Annotated in this window: 17 protein-coding genes and 1 tRNA gene; 6 read left to right on the top strand and 12 right to left on the bottom strand. The window is 68.4% G+C overall.

Features of this window, described 5'->3' with window-relative positions:
• Positions 1-215: 215 nt before the first annotated feature.
• From ABD658_RS15000 to ABD658_RS14985, 4 genes are all read right to left on the bottom strand, one after another.
• Positions 216-288, bottom strand: a tRNA-Arg gene (locus ABD658_RS15000).
• A gap of 51 nt (positions 289-339) precedes the next feature.
• Positions 340-678, bottom strand: a complete 339-nt coding sequence (locus ABD658_RS14995) for an antibiotic biosynthesis monooxygenase family protein (protein ID WP_070160572.1) — start codon at positions 676-678, stop codon at positions 340-342.
• Positions 679-747: 69 nt separating this feature from the next.
• Complete coding sequence (locus ABD658_RS14990) at positions 748-1,770, bottom strand: Rv2578c family radical SAM protein (RefSeq protein ID WP_344684447.1); 1,023 nt, start codon at positions 1,768-1,770, stop codon at positions 748-750.
• A 75-nt stretch (positions 1,771-1,845) separates the two neighbouring features.
• Positions 1,846-2,946 carry a YeiH family protein gene (locus ABD658_RS14985; RefSeq protein WP_344684449.1) on the bottom strand — a complete coding sequence of 367 codons (1,101 nt, stop codon included), beginning with the start codon at positions 2,944-2,946 and terminating at the stop codon, positions 1,846-1,848.
• 140 nt (positions 2,947-3,086) lie between these two features.
• Here ABD658_RS14985 and ABD658_RS14980 point away from each other — a divergent pair, with 140 nt between their 5' ends.
• The 5 genes from ABD658_RS14980 (at position 3,087) to ABD658_RS14960 (ending at position 7,827) form a co-directional block, all read left to right on the top strand.
• On the top strand, positions 3,087-3,842 hold the full coding sequence (locus ABD658_RS14980; protein ID WP_070160566.1) for an NUDIX hydrolase: 756 nt from the start codon (positions 3,087-3,089) through the stop codon (positions 3,840-3,842).
• Positions 3,839-5,113: a quinolinate synthase NadA gene (nadA, locus tag ABD658_RS14975; protein ID WP_344684452.1), complete on the top strand. Its 1,275-nt coding sequence runs from the start codon at positions 3,839-3,841 to the stop codon at positions 5,111-5,113. The genes ABD658_RS14980 and nadA overlap by 4 nt, the downstream gene beginning before the upstream one ends.
• A gap of 49 nt (positions 5,114-5,162) precedes the next feature.
• A complete protein-coding gene (gene nadC, locus ABD658_RS14970) occupies positions 5,163-6,005 on the top strand; it encodes a carboxylating nicotinate-nucleotide diphosphorylase (RefSeq protein ID WP_070160587.1) in 843 nt (280 codons plus the stop codon).
• A gap of 44 nt (positions 6,006-6,049) precedes the next feature.
• On the top strand, positions 6,050-7,219 hold the full coding sequence (locus ABD658_RS14965) for a cysteine desulfurase family protein (protein WP_344684457.1): 1,170 nt from the start codon (positions 6,050-6,052) through the stop codon (positions 7,217-7,219).
• A 128-nt stretch (positions 7,220-7,347) separates the two neighbouring features.
• The gene (locus tag ABD658_RS14960) at positions 7,348-7,827 is read left to right on the top strand and encodes an Hsp20/alpha crystallin family protein (protein ID WP_344684459.1); all 480 of its coding nucleotides are present in this window, start codon (positions 7,348-7,350) and stop codon (positions 7,825-7,827) included.
• 25 nt (positions 7,828-7,852) lie between these two features.
• On the opposite strand, the gene ABD658_RS14955 is transcribed toward ABD658_RS14960, so the two are convergent.
• On the bottom strand, positions 7,853-8,398 hold the full coding sequence (locus ABD658_RS14955; RefSeq protein WP_344684461.1) for a hypothetical protein: 546 nt from the start codon (positions 8,396-8,398) through the stop codon (positions 7,853-7,855).
• Positions 8,399-8,470: 72 nt separating this feature from the next.
• Between ABD658_RS14955 and mgrA the strand changes: the two genes are divergently transcribed.
• The gene (mgrA, locus tag ABD658_RS14950; protein WP_344684463.1) at positions 8,471-9,520 is read left to right on the top strand and encodes an L-glyceraldehyde 3-phosphate reductase; all 1,050 of its coding nucleotides are present in this window, start codon (positions 8,471-8,473) and stop codon (positions 9,518-9,520) included.
• 9 nt (positions 9,521-9,529) lie between these two features.
• Here mgrA and ABD658_RS14945 read toward each other — a convergent pair whose 3' ends face one another.
• The 7 genes from ABD658_RS14945 to ABD658_RS14915 all read right to left on the bottom strand — a co-directional run bounded on the left by ABD658_RS14945 (position 9,530) and on the right by ABD658_RS14915 (position 16,053).
• On the bottom strand, positions 9,530-10,255 hold the full coding sequence (locus ABD658_RS14945) for an ASCH domain-containing protein (RefSeq protein ID WP_344684465.1): 726 nt from the start codon (positions 10,253-10,255) through the stop codon (positions 9,530-9,532).
• An 89-nt stretch (positions 10,256-10,344) separates the two neighbouring features.
• Positions 10,345-11,229 carry an inositol monophosphatase family protein gene (locus ABD658_RS14940; protein WP_344684467.1) on the bottom strand — a complete coding sequence of 295 codons (885 nt, stop codon included), beginning with the start codon at positions 11,227-11,229 and terminating at the stop codon, positions 10,345-10,347.
• On the bottom strand, positions 11,226-12,977 hold the full coding sequence (gene phnE, locus ABD658_RS14935; RefSeq protein WP_344684469.1) for a phosphonate ABC transporter, permease protein PhnE: 1,752 nt from the start codon (positions 12,975-12,977) through the stop codon (positions 11,226-11,228). Before phnE ends, ABD658_RS14940 begins: the two co-directional genes overlap by 4 nt.
• 5 nt (positions 12,978-12,982) lie before the next feature.
• Complete coding sequence (phnC, locus tag ABD658_RS14930; protein ID WP_344684471.1) at positions 12,983-13,789, bottom strand: phosphonate ABC transporter ATP-binding protein; 807 nt, start codon at positions 13,787-13,789, stop codon at positions 12,983-12,985.
• A 10-nt stretch (positions 13,790-13,799) separates the two neighbouring features.
• Complete coding sequence (locus tag ABD658_RS14925) at positions 13,800-14,756, bottom strand: phosphate/phosphite/phosphonate ABC transporter substrate-binding protein (protein ID WP_344684473.1); 957 nt, start codon at positions 14,754-14,756, stop codon at positions 13,800-13,802.
• 132 nt (positions 14,757-14,888) lie between these two features.
• Positions 14,889-15,344 carry a MarR family winged helix-turn-helix transcriptional regulator gene (locus ABD658_RS14920; RefSeq protein WP_344684475.1) on the bottom strand — a complete coding sequence of 152 codons (456 nt, stop codon included), beginning with the start codon at positions 15,342-15,344 and terminating at the stop codon, positions 14,889-14,891.
• Positions 15,345-15,381: 37 nt separating this feature from the next.
• Positions 15,382-16,053 carry an HAD-IA family hydrolase gene (locus ABD658_RS14915; RefSeq protein ID WP_344684477.1) on the bottom strand — a complete coding sequence of 224 codons (672 nt, stop codon included), beginning with the start codon at positions 16,051-16,053 and terminating at the stop codon, positions 15,382-15,384.
• Positions 16,054-16,186 lie beyond the last annotated feature (133 nt).

The raw sequence follows: 16,186 nt of genomic DNA, 5'->3' as shown, positions 1-16,186 counted from the left end.
ACCTCAGTGATGCCTGAGGAAGGCCTCTGGACACGCAAAGGCTGGGCCGGAAGGGGATGACACGCCCGGGCCATACACACATTCTGGCCAATAACCCGTAGCTCACGTCACACTCCGCCGTCAAGGGGCACCCGGGAGCGGCAGCCCGCCATGGACCCCGGATACGACGAAGCCCCGGACCACTGTGACCAGTAATCCGGGGCTTCGGCGATGGGTGCCCCCTGCAGGATTCGAACCTGCGGCCTTCTGCTCCGGAGGCAGACGCTCTATCCCCTGAGCTAAGGAGGCGCGGGCCAGGTCAGCCGGGCTGACGTTCTGACCCAGTTAGATTACCAGCCCTCAGCCGGTGACCGAAATCTGGTAGCTCCACAGCTCCGAGGACATGCCGACCGGGGGTCGCTTCTGCTCCCCCTGGTCACCGGAGTCCCGATCTCCTGAGCCGCCCTGACCGTGCGAACGCTGGAAATGCTCGGAGTTCCGCCAGTTGTCGAAGTCCTCCTCCGATGCCCAGCGGGTGACGACGAGCCAGACCGTGCGGCCATCGGTGGGCTGCAAGAGCTCGAACCCTTCGAAGCCCGGAGTGCCCTCCATGGAGCCATGCCGTGCGGCGAAGCGGGCTCCCAGCTCATCGCCGGAGTCCTCAGGAACGGTGATCGCATTGATCTTGATGACGCTCATGGATTCATTGTGACACCCCCGGGCTGAGGCCGCGCGGAGATGTCAGCCAGAACTCGCCTGCCCCGGCAGTCAGAACAGCACCGGCTGCCGGGGGCCGAGATCCGCGGCCGGCAGCTCCGGCGACACGCGCTCCCGCCACATGGGGCCCCGGCGACGGTCGACACCGTGTCTGCGCCGCGCCTCCTTCGCCCGCGCCGCAAGCCACGTTCTGTACTCGGAGGAAGCATAGGAGCCTCCCCGGTAGATCCGTCGATACCGCCGCACCAGGCGGGGATGCTCCCGAGCGAGCCAGTCCAGGAACCACTCCCGCGCCCCCGGCCTGAGATGCAGCGCTCCGGTGGTCACATCAGCCGCTCCCGCCTCGGCCAGCTCGGCATGCAGCACATCCAGATGCTCCTCGGAGTCGGTGAGCCACGGCAGGATCGGCATCGCCAGCACCGTGCATTCCAGTCCGGCATCGACCACGGAGCGGATCAGACTCAGCCGGGCGCGCGGGTCCGGGGTGCCCGGTTCGACGCGCTGCTGCAGGTCCCGATCCACCATCGCCAGCGAAACCGCCACGGAGACCGACACCTGCTGCGCAGCCTCGCGCAGCAGCGGCAGGTCCCGCTTCAGCAGCGGGCCCTTGGTCAGAATGGAGAACGGAGTCCCAGACTCGGCCAGCGCCGCGATGATGTCAGGCATGAGCCGATACCGGCCCTCCGCGCGCATATAGGGATCCGAATTGGTTCCCAGCGCGACGTGCTCCCTACCCCAGCTGGGCTTGGACAGCTCAGCTCGCAGGACATCCGCGATGTTCGTCTTCACCACGATCTGGGTGTCGAAGTCCCGACCGGAGTCGAAGTCCAAGTACTCATGGGTCTTCCGCGCGAAGCAGTAGACGCATCGATGGAGACACCCCCGGGTGGGATTGATGGTCCAGGTGAAGGGCATGTTCGAACCTGCCGGCACGCGGTTGAGCGCCGACCGACAGGCGACCTCATGAAACGTGACACCGTCGAAGTCTGGGGTGCGCACCGTGCGCACCAGGCCTTTGAGCGGCAGCAGCGCCCCGCCGTCGTCGCCGTCGATCCTCTGACCCTGCCATCGCATATCTGCCATTCGAACACAGTTTCGAATGAAAGTCGAGAGACTCCGACCTCGGCGAGGCACCTCTGGGCCTGCCGTTCAGAGGAGCACGACCACGCCGATCAGCGAGACACCCAGGGCAAGGACCGTGCCGAACACGCCCAGCGCCAGGGCCGGCCCACCTCGACGCAGGAGGTCGGGCAGGTCCACCCCGGAACCGATCCCCACCATCGCCATCGTCATCAGCATCGTGGTGACAGCACGGACCGGAGCCATGACCCCCTCTGGAATCCCCACCACAGAGGCCAGCGCGGCCGCGCCCAGAAAGCCCAGAACGAACCCGGGGATCAGCGGCGGTCGCCGCCGTCCCGCCTCTCGCCGCGCCGCGCTCCCGCCCGGATCGCGCCGACGCGCCACCACTCCGAGCCCCACCATGATCGGCGCCAGCAGCACCACTCGAGCCAGCTTGACCACGACGGCGACCGCGAGCGCCGTGGCGCCGACCATCCCTCCCGCAGCCACCACCTGACCCACTTCGTGGACACCGGATCCGATCCAGATGCCGGCGGACCGCTCGTCCAACCCGAGCATGGTGACGAGCAGCGGAAGCACGAGCATGGCGATGGTCCCACAGAGAGTCACCACGGCCACCGCGATCGCCGCAGCCGCATCCACCGGCCGACCGCGGCTGTCCCGTCCGTCTCCACGGTCCAGAGCAGCTGCGGCCGCGGCGACCGCAGAGGCACCGCAGATCGCGGTGCCTGTGGCGAGCATGGTCGACTCCCCTCGAGGGGTGCCCAGCGCCCGACCTCCCAGCACTGTGCCGACGAAGGTCACCACCACCGTGCCGGCGACGATGACCAGTACCTCCCAGCCCAGAGCCAGCATGTCGCCCAGCACCAGCTGGAGCCCGAGCAGCACGATGGCCAGCCGCAGCACGGTCCTGGAGGCGACGCGCAGTCCCGCCTCGAAGGTCGGCGGGATCCAGCGCAGTCCACGCAGACCGATGCCGAGGAGGATGGCCAGCAGCAGTCCGGAGACGCCGGGGATCTGCTCGGCGAGCAGGTGGGCGGCCACGGCGGCCATCAGCGCCACAGCGAGCCCCGGGACGAGACGCCGCACAGGGCGCCCGACCCGTCCGAGGCCTCGGCGGTCGGCAGGCAGCCCCTGGCGGAGGCGGCGTCGAGCAGGAGAGGTCACCGCGACAGTCTAAGCCGGAGGCGAGAGCCCGCAGGACCAGGGCCGCTCCGCCGTCGCCACCTCCTCTGCCACCCTTCAGGTTGACATGACTTTATGATGGATAGCATAGTGTCACAGATACCAGAAGGAGTGAGCTCATCGTGACGAGTCCCGCAGGGAGCCAGACGACGGCCCGGGCACCGGCGCCCCACCAGCACCTGGAGCTGGCCGTGTCCACCGTCGTGTTCTCCCTGCGCCCGGGCCCCGCACAGGACCGCCCGACGCTGTGGCTGCCGCTGGTCCGCCGCATCCGCGACCCCTTCTGCGGCCGCTGGGCCCTGCCCGGCGGACCCCTGGAGGACCATCACGACTTGGCCGCCTCGGCCCGGGAGACGCTGAAGGCCACCACGGGCCTGGAGCCCCGGCACCTCGAACAGCTCTACGCCTTCGGCGACGTCGACCGTTCCGGCCAGACGGACCAGCGCGTGGTCTCGATCGTCTACTGGGCCCTGGTCCGTCCCGAGGAGGACGCCGAGGCCGACCACGGGGACAACGTCGCGTGGTTCCCGGCCGATGAGACCCTGCGCCGCCATGAGGACGGCACCGCCCCGTTGGCCTTCGACCACGGCGTCATCCTGCGCTATGCCCTGCAACGACTGCGCGCCAAGATCACCTACTCCCCCATCGCGCACGCGTTCTTGCCCGAGGAGTTCCCGCTGACCCGGCTCCGCGAGGTCTATGAGGCGATCCTCGGCAGAGACCTGGATCCGTCGAACTTCCGCCGCCAGGTGCTGGCCCAGGGCTCGGTGGAGAGCACCGGGCGTCGGATGACCGGCACGAACCACCGGCCGCCGCTGCTCTACCGCTCGGCCCCCAACCGCTCCCGCTACACGCTCACCATCGAGGAGAACCCATGAGCCTGTCCGTCCACGACCGCATCGAGCTCAAGCCCAAGGAGTCGTGCAACGACTCGCTGCCACGAGGCCCCTGGGAGTTCGACGTCGCCCCCGGATACGGGCCCGGCGCCTCCGAGTCCGACCCGATCCCTGACCGCACGATCCGCCCCGGTCAGCTGCCGCGGCTGTACCGGGAGCTGGAGGACGAGCAGCTCCATGCTCGGATCCGTGCGGCGAAGGAGGCCCTCGGCGAGAAGCTCGTGATCCTCGGACACTTCTACCAGCGCGACGAGGTCGTCCAGTACGCCGACTTCGTCGGAGACTCCTTCCAGCTGGCCAACGCGGCACTGACCAAGCCGGAGGCGGAGACGATCGTGTTCTGCGGCGTGCACTTCATGGCCGAGACTGCCGACATCCTCTCCTCGGCCGATCAGCAGGTGATCCTGCCCAACCTCGCGGCCGGCTGCTCCATGGCCGACATGGCCGACGAGGAGTCCGTGGAGGAGGCCTGGGAGGACATCGCCGAGGTCTACGGCTTCGACCCCGAGGATCCCCAGCCGGATGCCGAGGGCAAGCTCCCGGTGATCCCAGTGACCTACATGAACTCCTCGGCGGCGCTGAAGGCTTTCTGCGGGCGCCACAGCGGCATCGTATGCACGTCTTCGAATGCCGCCACCGTGCTGGAGTGGGCATTCGCGCGTGCTCACCGAGTGCTGTTCTTCCCTGACCAGCACCTGGGTCGCAACACCGCCAAGGCCATGGGGGTGCCGCTGGAGCAGATGCCGATGTGGAACCCCCGCCGGGAGCTCGGAGGCAACACCGAGGAGGGGCTGCGAGAGGCGAAGGTGCTGCTGTGGCACGGCTTCTGCTCAGTGCACCGTCGCTTCACTGTGGACCAGATCGAGCAGGCCCGCGCCGAGCACCCCGGCTGCCAGGTCATCGTCCACCCGGAATGCCCCATGCCGGTGGTCGACGCCGCCGACGCCGCCGGTTCCACCGACGCGATCAGGAAGTTCATCGCCGCCTCGTCCCCCGGTGACACGATCGCGGTGGGCACCGAGATCAACATGGTCAACCGGCTGGCCGCCGAGTACCCGGACCGCACGATCTTCTGCCTGGATCCGGTGATCTGCCCCTGCTCGACCATGTACCGGATCCACCCGGGGTACCTCGCGTGGGTGCTGGACGAGCTCGTCGCCGGCCGGGTGGAGAACCAGATCATCGTCGACGACGAGGTCGCAGCAGAGGCGAAGGTCGCCCTGGACCGCATGCTCGCGGCGAAGCCGAGGTGATCCCGTGACGACCCCCCTGCTCCCTGCCCGCGACGTCGCGGGGGACCCGCTGCTCACGCGCAGCCAGATCGAGACTGTGGTGCACCGCGCCTTGGAGGAGGACGCCCCCTTCGGGGACCTCACCTCGTGGGCATTCGTGCCGGCCGACGCACAGGCCGAGGCCGACCTGGTCGCCCGCGAGGCCGGCGTGTTCAGCGGCGGCGCGGTGTTCGCCGCGGCGATGACGGCGCTGTCCCAGGATGTGGAGGTCACGGTTCATCACGACGACGGCACACCCTTCGTCGCCGGCCAGCGGCTCGCCTCGGTGCACGGCCCGGCACGGCCCATCCTGACCGCCGAACGGGTGGCTCTGAACCTTGTGCAGCGCATGACGGCGGTCGCTGGTCTGACGGCCCGCTACGTCGAGGCGGTGGCTGGCACGGGGGTGCGCATCGCCGACACACGCAAGACGACTCCGGGGCTGCGCGCGCTGGAACGTCATGCCGTGCGCTGCGGCGGCGGACACAACCACCGGTCAGGCCTCTCCGACGCCGTGATGGCCAAGGACAACCACCTCGCCCTGGTGGACGACCTCGCCGCGGCGATCTCCGCCGCACGAACCCGACTGCCGCACACCGTGCACATCGAGGTGGAGGTCGACCGGATCGACCAGATCGCCCCGGCGCTGGCCGGCGGGGCCGACACGATCATGCTGGACAACTTCTCCCTCCCGGAGCTGCGCCGCGGAGTGGAGATCATCGCCGGCCGTGCCGTGGTCGAGGCCTCCGGAGGCATCACCCTGGACACGATCGGCCAGGTGGCCGCCACCGGCATCGATGTCATCAGCGTCGGCGCATTGACCCATGGCGTGCCGGCCGTGGACCTCGGACTCGACTTCACGACGTCGCGCTGAACCCTCAGTGCGCCGCAGCACCCGACCCGGCGAAGGATCCTCCCATGACACAGACCCCCGAGCCGCAGGAGCAGCCGACGCTCTCCGGGCCCTGCACGGTCTACCTGGACGCGGCCGCCTCGGCCCCGGTGCGCCGCGAGGTCCTGGAGGCCATGTGGCCGCTGCTCGCCGGGGTGCACGCCAATCCTTCGAGCCGACACGAGCCCGGACTCGCCGCCGAGCGTGCCCTGACCGACGCCCGCTCTCGCGTCGCCCGGACCCTGGGAGCCCGACCAGGAGAGATCCTGTTCACCTCGGGCGGGACCGAGTCCGACAATGCCGCGGTCAAGGGGATCGCCTTGGCGGCCCCCCGAGGCCGGCACGTGCTGATCTCCGCACTGGAGCACCCAGCGGTCTCAGAATCGGCCTCCTGGCTGGAGAGGATCGGCTACGAGGTGGACGTTCTGCCTGTGGACGATGCCGGAGTCGTCGACCCCGCCGAGCTGCAGCGCCGCCTGCGGTCTGACACCACCTTGGTCAGCGTACAGACGGCCTCCAACGAGATCGGCACGGTCCAGGACATCGCCTCCCTGGCGGCCGTCGCCGCCGAGACCGGCACGCCGTTCCACACCGATGCGGTCCAGGCGGCTGGATCCGAGACCATTGACGTCCGCGAACTCGGGGTGCAGGCCCTGAGCCTCGCCGGTCACAAGCTCGGCACCCCGAAAGGCGTCGGCGTCCTGTGGCTGCGGCGTCGGACCCCCTTCGAGCCGCTGATCCACGGCGGCGGCCAGCAGCGCGGCCGACGCTCCGGCACGGAGGACGTCGCCGGCGCCGTCGGCATGGCCACCGCGCTGGAGCTCGCCGCCGCAGAGGACACCGAGACGCTGCGTCGGCGACGCGACGACTTCATCGCCGCCGTCGAGGAGGGTGTCCCCGGAGCTCGCCTGACCGGTCACCGCATCCGGCGGCTGGCCGGTCACGCCTCCTTCGTCCTGCCGGGCCGCAGTGGAGAATCCGTGCTGTTGGATCTGGAGCGGGCTGGGATCTTCTGCTCCTCCGGTTCCGCCTGCGCCGCCGGCTCCTCGGAGGCGAGTCCCAGCCTGACGGCTATGGGCGTGCCGGAGGACCTGGCACAGACCGCCGTCCGGTTCACCTTCGGCGTCAACACCTCATCAGCTGACCTCGCACGTGCCGCTGAGGCACTGATCCGCAGTGCCTGTGCGGCACCATGAGGGCCAGCGACACGACGATATGAAAACCTGAGCATATGACGCTCAACTTTGGAATACGACGCCCCGGACAGCTGTTGATCTGACTGCAAGCCGTCAACCAGACAACAGATCGAAAGGGGCTGATCCTCATGACCACCCGTCTGACCCGCCTGGACCCGCTGTCCCTGATGGACGACGTCTTCCGGTCCCTGCGCACCCCGCTGTTCGACTCCGCGGCCTTCGCGGCTCCCCGCATGGAATCAGGACAAGCCACGGGCTTCGTCCCCGCCGTCGACGCCCACCGCGACGGCGAGGACCTGGTGCTGCGTGTGGACCTTCCCGGAGTGGACCCGGAGAAGGACGTGTCGGTGGAGCTGACCGGACGCAGCCTCACCGTCTCCGGTGAGCGCCGTGACGAGCGCGAGGCCGAAGGACTGCGCGAGGTCCGCTACGGCAGCTTCTCCCGGACAGTGACCCTGCCGCAGGAGGTCCCTTCGGACTCCGTGACCGCCGCCTACGACGCCGGCGTGCTGACCGTGAGGGTCGCAGGCGTCTACTCCGCGGAGACTCCGCAGCGCATCCAGGTGACCCGGTCCGGCTCCGGCGCCCAGGAACAGATCGAGAGCTGACCCCGACCGACGGCCGGACGCACGCTCAGAGCTCCGCCAACAGAGCCTTCCAGAACGGCTTCCAGCGGTCGATCGCCTCGGGCGAGTCGAGCTTCGCGTGCTCCAGGCCGATGGTCGCCCGGTCGCCGCCCTTCGCTGCGACGCCCACGACCACCCTGGTGCCGTCCTCCAAGGAGGCCCGCCAGTACCGACGCTTCGGGGTCTCGGAGGTCGTGGGCGCCTGTGCGAGCCCGACGCCGTTGAACTCCTCACGGTCCGCGACGAGCTCCGTCCAGGCCGCCCACGCCTCCTCCCGCGTGCCGCGGAACGTCGTGCTGGCCGAGGCCTGGAACATCCCGTCGCTGGTCTGACCCGGAACCCGCAGCCCATGATGCTGCTCATAGGCCACCGCCACGCCCTGGGCCCACCAGCCGGGATTGTCGAGGCCGTCGGGCATACGTGCGATCGCGAGTCCAGCGATCTGCGGATGGTCCATCTCGCGGGCGCCCGCGCCGTCGAGCTCCTCGACCCAGGTGTCCCACGCTCGGCCCGTCGCGCGGGCGATCGCCGCTGTGTTCTGTGACGTCACCATGGACTGATCGTAGTCGGCCCGCGTCGGCAGGAGTAGGCTTGTCAGCGGCCCGACGACCGAACAGGAGCGCCCATGAGCCACCCGCCCTACCTCGCCGCCGACGACCGCTACTCGAGGCTGGACTACCGCCGGGTGGGGCGTTCCGGCCTGATGCTGCCACCGCTCTCGCTGGGCCTGTGGCACAACTTCGGCGACGACGTCCCTTTCCAGCGTCAGCGCGACATCGTGCGCTTCGCCTTCGACTCCGGCATCACCCATTTCGACCTGGCGAACAACTACGGTCCCCCTCCGGGTTCGGCGGAGATCAACTTCGGCCGGCTCATGAGGGAGGACCTCGCCCCCTACCGGGATGAGCTCATCATCTCCACCAAGGCGGGCTGGACCATGCACCCGGGCCCCTATGGTGGGCCGGGCGGCAGCCGGAAGTACCTGCTCTCCAGCCTGGATGCGTCGTTGGACCGTCTCGGGCTGGACTATGTGGACATCTTCTACTCCCATCGCCCGGATGCGGACACCCCGCTCGAGGAGACGATGGCCGCCCTGGACACCGCCGTCCGCTCCGGCAGGGCCCTGTACGCGGGAATCTCCTCCTACTCCCCGGCAGACACCCGCCGGGCCGCGGCGATCCTGAAGGAGCTCGGCACTCCCCTGCTGATCCACCAGCCCTCCTATTCGATGTTCAACCGCTGGATCGAACATGACGGACTGCTGGACGTCGTGGAGGATGAAGGCGTGGGCGTGATCGCCTTCAGCGCGCTCGCCCAGGGCATGCTCACCGAGAAGTACCTCGGCGGCGTCCCGGAGGACTCCCGTGCGGCGACCAAGCCCTCCTTTCGGGACGGCTTCCTCAGCGAGGAGAATCTGGCGCGCATCCGTGCGCTCCACGACATCGCCCAGCGGCGTGGCCAGACGCTGGCCCAGATGGCACTCGCCTGGGCGCTGCGCGACGAGCGTGTCACCTCGCTGGTGATCGGGGCCAGCCGGGTGGAGCAGCTGGAGCAGAACCTGCAAGCTCTGGACAGCGATCCGTTCCATGACGAGGAGCTGGCCGAGATCGACCGGCACGCGGTCGACGCCGGGATCGACATCTGGGGCGACGCGCGCCGCAGCACCTCCTCCTGACCCGGCCCGTCAGGCGAGGCGGAAATCCACCACGTCGACGACGTCGTCATCGACGATGTGCGGATAGTGGGTGCGCAGCCCGGTGCGGAGGGCCTCGAGGCTCGAGGCGTTCTCCCGCCGCACATCGTCGGCGGTCAGCTCCCCGAATCGGCGCTGCCCGATGGTCTCCACGACGCCGGACAGCACCTGGAACCCCGCGGCCTCCGCCTGCTCGAAGACCATGGTCACCGGGCCGATCCGCTGGGGGTCTCCCAGCCGGATGGTCACGGTCTTGCGACCGTCGGCGACATCGTCGTAGTACTGGCCGGCGAAGCGGAGGACCCTCGGGGAGTCCGCGTCCGGGTGCCGGTAGCCGTGCGGCAGCAGGTCGCGGATCGACACCGGCGTCGCCGCCTCCCCTGCAGTGGCGTCGGTCGGCGGCACCAGCACCTCGAGGTCAGGATGAAGATCGAGCATCACCTGGCGGCATCGTCCGCAGGGCGCGATGACGTCACGGCCGTCATCGCCCACAGCGGTGATGGTCATCAGCCGGTCAGACGACACTGCGGCGGCCTGGCCCAGCACCACGAGCTCCGCGCAGGGGCCACCGGTGAAGTGGTGGACGTTGACCCCGGTGTGGATGCGCCCGGAGATGTCGATCGCTGCGGAACCGACGGTGTGCCCGTCCCCCGGCCCGAGACGGGACGTGACCTCCCGTGCGGCAGTCAGGACACGGCGGTCGCTGAGCGTCAGCATGGAGTGCAGTCTACGGGCAGACGATGAGGCCCGGCCCCGTGATGGGACCGGACCTCAGAGCCTGCCTGAGCCGAGCGTGTCTGCTTGAGTCAGATCGCCATGAACTTGGCGAACACCTCCGGCACCTCGCCGTGGGTCATGAGCCGGGTCAGACGGGGACCGATCTCGGCAGCCTGGGCAGGGTCTCGGGTGATCAGGTAGGAATGGCTGGCCCAGTCCCCGAACCCTGGCGGAGCCTGCCCCAGCCGCAGGTGGGTGCATCCCGTGGCCTGGGCCACCGCAATCCCCCCAGCGATGTCCCACGGTGCCGCACCGGTGAGTTCGAAGGCCCCGCTGGCCCGACCCGCGGCCACGTGAGCGACCTGCAGGGCGAACGACCCCGGATTCCGGACGATCCCGAAGCTGCGGCAGATCTCCACGAGCTCTTCGAGCTCGGCCCCGGTGGAGCGCAGCCCCTGGAAGGGCTGCGAGGTCAGCACTCCGGGCCGCCCGGGATCCTCGGCCGCCGAGGCCAGCACGGAGTCGTCGACCCACGCCTGATCGTCGGAAGCCCAGAAGGTCTCGCGCCGCAAGGGGTCATGCACTGCACCGGCCACGATCACCCCCTCCACCTCGGCGGCCACCGAGGTGGAGATGTAGGGGATCCCCGCGATGAAGTTGTGAGTGCCGTCGATGGGATCGATATGCCACCGCAGGGACGCAGAACCGACGGAATCGGTCGGCTCCGTCGAGCCGAACTCCTCTCCGGCGATGGCCGCCTGCGGGGTCGCCTCGGCCAGGATCTCCCGGATCCGACGTTCCGAGGATCGGTCGACCTCGGTGACCGGATCGAACTCCGAGGTCTTGTGCTCGACCTCGACCGTCTCAGTGAAGGCCTGCCGAATGTCATCGGCCACAGCTTCGGCCGCGCGCCGGGCGATGCGGGCCAGACCCAGCGAGTCGTCCGTCGCGCCGTCGTGGTGAGTATGTGTCACAGAATCTGCCTCCTGAGCCAGCCGGAGAATCTCTCCGTGGCGTAGACGGTGATGAAGATCAAGATGATCAGGGCCAGCGTCTGGTCCATCTGACGCCCGCGGATGGAGGCGTCAAGGGCGAGCCCGATGCCGCCGGCTCCGACGATGCCCATCACCGTGGCCGCTCGGACGAAGACGTCGAACATGTAGAGCCCCACGCCGATGATCCCGGGCATCACCGTCGGGATCGTGGAGGTCACCGTGCGCTGCAGCCAGCTCGAACCCACAGCTCGCATGGCTTCGTTCTGCTTCGACAGGTCGGTGTCCTCAATGGTGTCGGCGATGAGTTTTCCGGCCAGTCCGATGGATCCGATGGTCAGCGCCAGCACCCCGGCCAGCGGTCCCATCCCGAAGGCGACCACCAGCAGCACCGCGATGATCAGCTCCGGCATGCCCCGGACCACGACGGTGGAGAACCGGGCCAGCTTCTCCGCGATCGGATGGAAGCTTGCGTTCTTCGCCCCCAGGATCCCGATCGGAAGAGAGATGATCAGCCCCAGCACGGTGGCGGCCAATGCCATCCAGATGGTCTCCAGCATCAGATCCAGATGGCGCGTGAAATTGGTGACGAAGTCCGGCGGGAACATGCTCACCACATAGGGCACGATGTCCTGGATCGCGGCGACGAGCTGTACGGGGCCGAAGCCCAGCAGCACGAAGCTGCCGACCGTCAGCACCACCGCTGACCAGCCCATCGCCCAGCGCCGCAGCCGGAAAGCATCCCAGCCCACGCTGATCCGACCCTCAGCCTTGGGCCGACGCCACGCCGCACGAGTCACCACCGGGGCGTCCTGAACAGCGCCGCCATGGCGGGCGCGGCTGCCGTCGCCGCCATGGCGGGCGCGACGAGCAGTCAGACCCCGATACATCGCCCGCAGGGAGAACGGGTTCTCCTTGGCCGGCGCCTCTCGACCCAGCACAGCGGCTCGAGCCATCGCCGAAAGCCGCTCCGTGAGCAGCACCAGCACGAAGATGATGATCGCGATCGCCATCACCCGGGTATAGACCATCTGTCCCTGGACCCGCTGCAGTTCCAGCCCGATGCCGCCGGCGCCCACGAAGCCCAGGATCACCGCGCTGCGCAGGTTGATGTCGATGCGATACAGCGACAGCGAGATCCAGTTGGTCATCACCTGCGGCAACACTGCGGAGAAGAAGGTCTGGATCCGGGTGGCGCCCGAGGCCCTGCTGGCCTCGACGATGCCCATGTCGATCTCTTCGATCCGGTCCGCGAAGAACTTCCCGATCATCCCGATCGAGCTGATCCCCATGGCCAACACGCCAGCGGTGGGTCCTACCCCGATCGCGCGCACGAAGATCAGCGCGAACACCAGAGACGGCACCGCACGAGTCAGCGTGATGATGAACCGACAGACGGTGTAGGCCACCGGCCCGGTGGTGATGTTCCGCGCCGCCAGCGCCGAGACCGGCACCGCCAGCACCAACGCGATCGCCGTGCCCGCCAGCACCATCCACAGCGTCTCGATGACCGCGACGACATACCGTTGCCAGTCCACGAAGCTGGGCGGCATCATCCGATCGATCAGGTTGATCACCGAATCCATCCGGCCCCACACGTTCCAGGGCGTGAACCCGGTCTGCCACAGCGCCACGCCGAAGAGCGCAATCACGGCCAGACCGACAAGCTGCAGGCGACGTCGCTTCTTGTCCTTCGGCGGCCGCAGCACCCGCGGCTGCGCAGTCTCCATCACACTCATGCCGCCTCCGGGTCAGAACTGGTGGTGGGGTCAGTGCTGGCGTAGATGGTCGAGGCATCAGCGATCGTGATCTGCGAGGCATCCCGGTCAAAGACGATCTCGCCATGACGCAGCCCCACCATCCGATCAGCCCACTCGATGGCCAGTTCCACCTGGTGCAGACTGCAGATCACCGTCAGCCCGTCCTCCTCACAGACCGTCAGCAGCAGCTCCATGATCTGCCGAGAAGACTCCGGGTCCAGGGAGGCCACGGGCTCATCAGCCAGCACCAGCTCCGGCTTCTGGAACAGCGCTCGAGCGATGCCCACCCTTTGCTGCTGACCCCCCGAGAGCGTGCCGGCCTTCTGGAAGGCCTGATCCCCCAATCCCACTCGCTCCAGCTGAGCCAGTGCCTCATGACGCATCGCATTGGGATAGGTCATCACCCCATACCGGGGTCCCCGCAGGGTGCCCAATGCTCCGGCCATGACGTTCTCCAACGCGGTGAGCCGACCCACCAGGTTGAAGTGCTGGAACACGAACGCCACCCGCTGCCGGAACCGGCGCAGCTCACGGGCCGACATCGCCATCGGATCCTCCCCCAGCACCGTCATCTCCCCGGAGGTCGGATCATGCAGCCGGTTCAGCACCCGCAGCGTGGTCGACTTCCCCGAGCCTGACAGGCCCATCAGCACCAGCTTCTGGCCCCGCGGCACCTCCAGATCGATTCCCCGCAGTGCTTTGACCTCGCCATCATTGAACTCCTTGGTGATCCCCCGCAGACTCACCGCCAGCTCCTGTGCAGTGCGCTCGTGATCCGTCACGGTCCTCACCTCAGCTCTGGCAGGCCGGCGCATCGGTGAGCTCACAGACCTCGGCGACCGGCTCCCAGTAGGACTCGTCCTCGGAGACGATGCCCCAGAACTGGCCCATGACGCGGCAGAAGTCCCCGGTCTCGCCCTCGGCCTGGAGGTCCTCGGGGCAGTCGCCCCGCTCGTAGACGACATCACCGTTGAGCTCGAGGATCGTCTCCGTGATCAGGGTCTGCAGCTCCTCATCGATCTCTGTCGAGACGGAGATCCCGCCCTCCGGCACCTCATCCCGCCAGATGATGTCCAGGTCACCGGGCTCGACGTCCTCGTTGTCGTCGAAGAAGATCACTTCCGCGTACTCGCGGTGGGTGAAGACCGCCGCGCATTCGCCGTCGTACATGCTGCGGGCCGCTGAGGCGTGGTCACCGACGAAGATGCCGTTGACATCGCGCTCCGGGTCCATCCCCTCGCCCAGGAAGGCCGCCGCGCCGAAGAGGTAGCCGGTGGCCGAGCCTGGCGAGATGAAGCAGACATCCTCGCCGGCGAGCTGCGTGATGTCGTCGATGCCGGAATCGGCCCGAACGGCCGCCACCGCCTCATTGCGCGGGCCCTGCTCGTCCGGTGCCGTCGCCCCGACCGTGTCGAGCTGGGCTCCGTTGTCGCGAGCGATCCACTGGGCGAATGGGCCCAGCTGGACGACGTCCAGGTCGCCGGCGATCGTCGCCTCGATGACGGCGGCCGGGTCCGTCGCCTCGAAGAGCTCGACCTGGTATCCGGTCTCCTCTTCGAAGAGTTCGATGAAGAAGCTCCAGTTGTCGAGGGTCTCGGTCGCCGTCTCCAACGGCACCACCCCGAAGCTCAACGTGCCGCCATCGGCGCCGTTGCCGCCGCCGTCGTCGCCCGCGCCGCAGGCCGTCAGTCCAAGCGCCGCCACGGCGGCCCCCGCCGTCCAGCGCATGATGCGTCCCCTGTGTCCCATGCTGCCCTGCCTCTCATCCGGTGCTGATGATCCAAGAGTTTGTCTCACAAACTATTAGGACTATAAAGTGATGCAGATCACGACGTCAAGGGATGATCCGCAGAATCCTGACAGGACGCGATTCGCCCCTGGTCAGATGATGCCGCGACGCGAGGCGAGGTCGGTCAGGAGCCCGCGCAGCGTGTCGACCTGGTCATCCGGCAGCCCTGCGACGAGCTCGTCCTCAGCGATACGAGACATCTCGGCACATCGGCGCTGCAGCTCGGCTCCGGCGCCGGTGAGGGTGATGGCATAGCGCCGCCGGTCACGGGCGTCCCGCACACGTTCGATGAACCCCTCCTTCTGAAGGGCGTCGGCGATGATCGCCACACTGGCCTGGTCGAGCACCAGAGCACGGCAGACCTCGAACTGCGCCACGGGCTGCGGCAGACTCGCCACCGCCGTGAGCATCGCCGCCGACCGGGCACTGAGCCCCAAGGGTTCCAACAGAGTGCGCAACCGGTCAGCCCGCAGCTGGTTCAGCCGATTCATGAGCCAGCCGATGTCGCCGGCCATCGGAAAACGGGAGGTCTGAGCAGTGGCCACCATGGACACCACTCTAGCCGGGGGCCTGACCGAGTCCTGGTCAGGGCAGGACCAGCTGGAAGGCATCGGCCCGTGGCGTCGGCTGCACCGTGATCTCCGTCAGGTCCTCCACCGCCCACGCGGGCTCGAATTCTGCGGCGTGCGACCCGACCCCGATCACCGTCATCCCCGCCGCCAGGCCGGCCTCGACCCCGGCCTGCGAGTCTTCGAAGACCACACAGTCAGCCGGCGCGGCGCCCAGCGCCTCAGCGGCCTTCAGGAAGCCCTCCGGAGACGGCTTACTGGCCGTGACGTCCTCCGCGGTGACGCGGAGATCAGGCATCCGCAGCCCAGCGGCGTCCATTCGGGCCGCCGCCAACCGGGCGTCCGCCGAGGTCACCAGGGCATGCGGACGGCCCTCCACAGCTGCCAGCAGAGCGGAGGCCCCGGCGACGGCGACGATCCCCTCGGTGTCGACCGCCTCGGTGGCCAGCATCTCTCGGTTCTCCCGCAGGTTCTCCTCCTCAGGCCGGTCAGGCAGAAGGATCGCCATGCTCTCCTGACCCTGCCTGCCGTGGACGGTCTGCAGCACAAGCTCGGGATCGAGCTGATGCCGCTGCGCCCAACGCAGCCACAGCTTCTCCACGACCGCCCGGGAGTCCACGAGAGTGCCGTCCATATCCAGCAGGGCGGCACGGAAGGTCATCACGGACGGGCAGGCTCGGGCGGTCATAGGTTCTCCTTGGATCGAGGGCGCCATCGGCCACCACCCTAGGGCGTGTTGCTAAACCCATTGCAGAGTCGCTGCGAGGCAGAGCCCAGCGTGGAAGTTCCGGGCAGTCTTATCCGTTCGTGCAGCGATCCCG

Source organism: Nesterenkonia aethiopica (assembly GCF_039534665.1).
Classification (GTDB): Bacteria; Actinomycetota; Actinomycetes; order Actinomycetales; family Micrococcaceae; genus Nesterenkonia; species Nesterenkonia aethiopica.
Note: the sequence above shows the minus strand (reverse complement) of the source record. Positions and strands in the feature narration are given on the sequence as shown.

Coding starts and splice junctions, on each gene's coding strand:
- ABD658_RS14995 (WP_070160572.1), bottom strand. CDS start 678: ATGAGCGTCATCAAGATCAATGCGATCACCGTTCCTGAGGACTCCGGC.
- ABD658_RS14990 (WP_344684447.1), bottom strand. CDS start 1,770: ATGCGATGGCAGGGTCAGAGGATCGACGGCGACGACGGCGGGGCGCTG.
- nadA (WP_344684452.1), top strand. CDS start 3,839: ATGAGCCTGTCCGTCCACGACCGCATCGAGCTCAAGCCCAAGGAGTCG.
- ABD658_RS14965 (WP_344684457.1), top strand. CDS start 6,050: ATGACACAGACCCCCGAGCCGCAGGAGCAGCCGACGCTCTCCGGGCCC.
- ABD658_RS14960 (WP_344684459.1), top strand. CDS start 7,348: ATGACCACCCGTCTGACCCGCCTGGACCCGCTGTCCCTGATGGACGAC.
- ABD658_RS14955 (WP_344684461.1), bottom strand. CDS start 8,398: ATGGTGACGTCACAGAACACAGCGGCGATCGCCCGCGCGACGGGCCGA.
- mgrA (WP_344684463.1), top strand. CDS start 8,471: ATGAGCCACCCGCCCTACCTCGCCGCCGACGACCGCTACTCGAGGCTG.
- ABD658_RS14945 (WP_344684465.1), bottom strand. CDS start 10,255: ATGCTGACGCTCAGCGACCGCCGTGTCCTGACTGCCGCACGGGAGGTC.
- phnE (WP_344684469.1), bottom strand. CDS start 12,977: ATGGAGACTGCGCAGCCGCGGGTGCTGCGGCCGCCGAAGGACAAGAAG.
- ABD658_RS14925 (WP_344684473.1), bottom strand. CDS start 14,756: ATGGGACACAGGGGACGCATCATGCGCTGGACGGCGGGGGCCGCCGTG.
- ABD658_RS14920 (WP_344684475.1), bottom strand. CDS start 15,344: ATGGTGGCCACTGCTCAGACCTCCCGTTTTCCGATGGCCGGCGACATC.
- ABD658_RS14915 (WP_344684477.1), bottom strand. CDS start 16,053: ATGACCGCCCGAGCCTGCCCGTCCGTGATGACCTTCCGTGCCGCCCTG.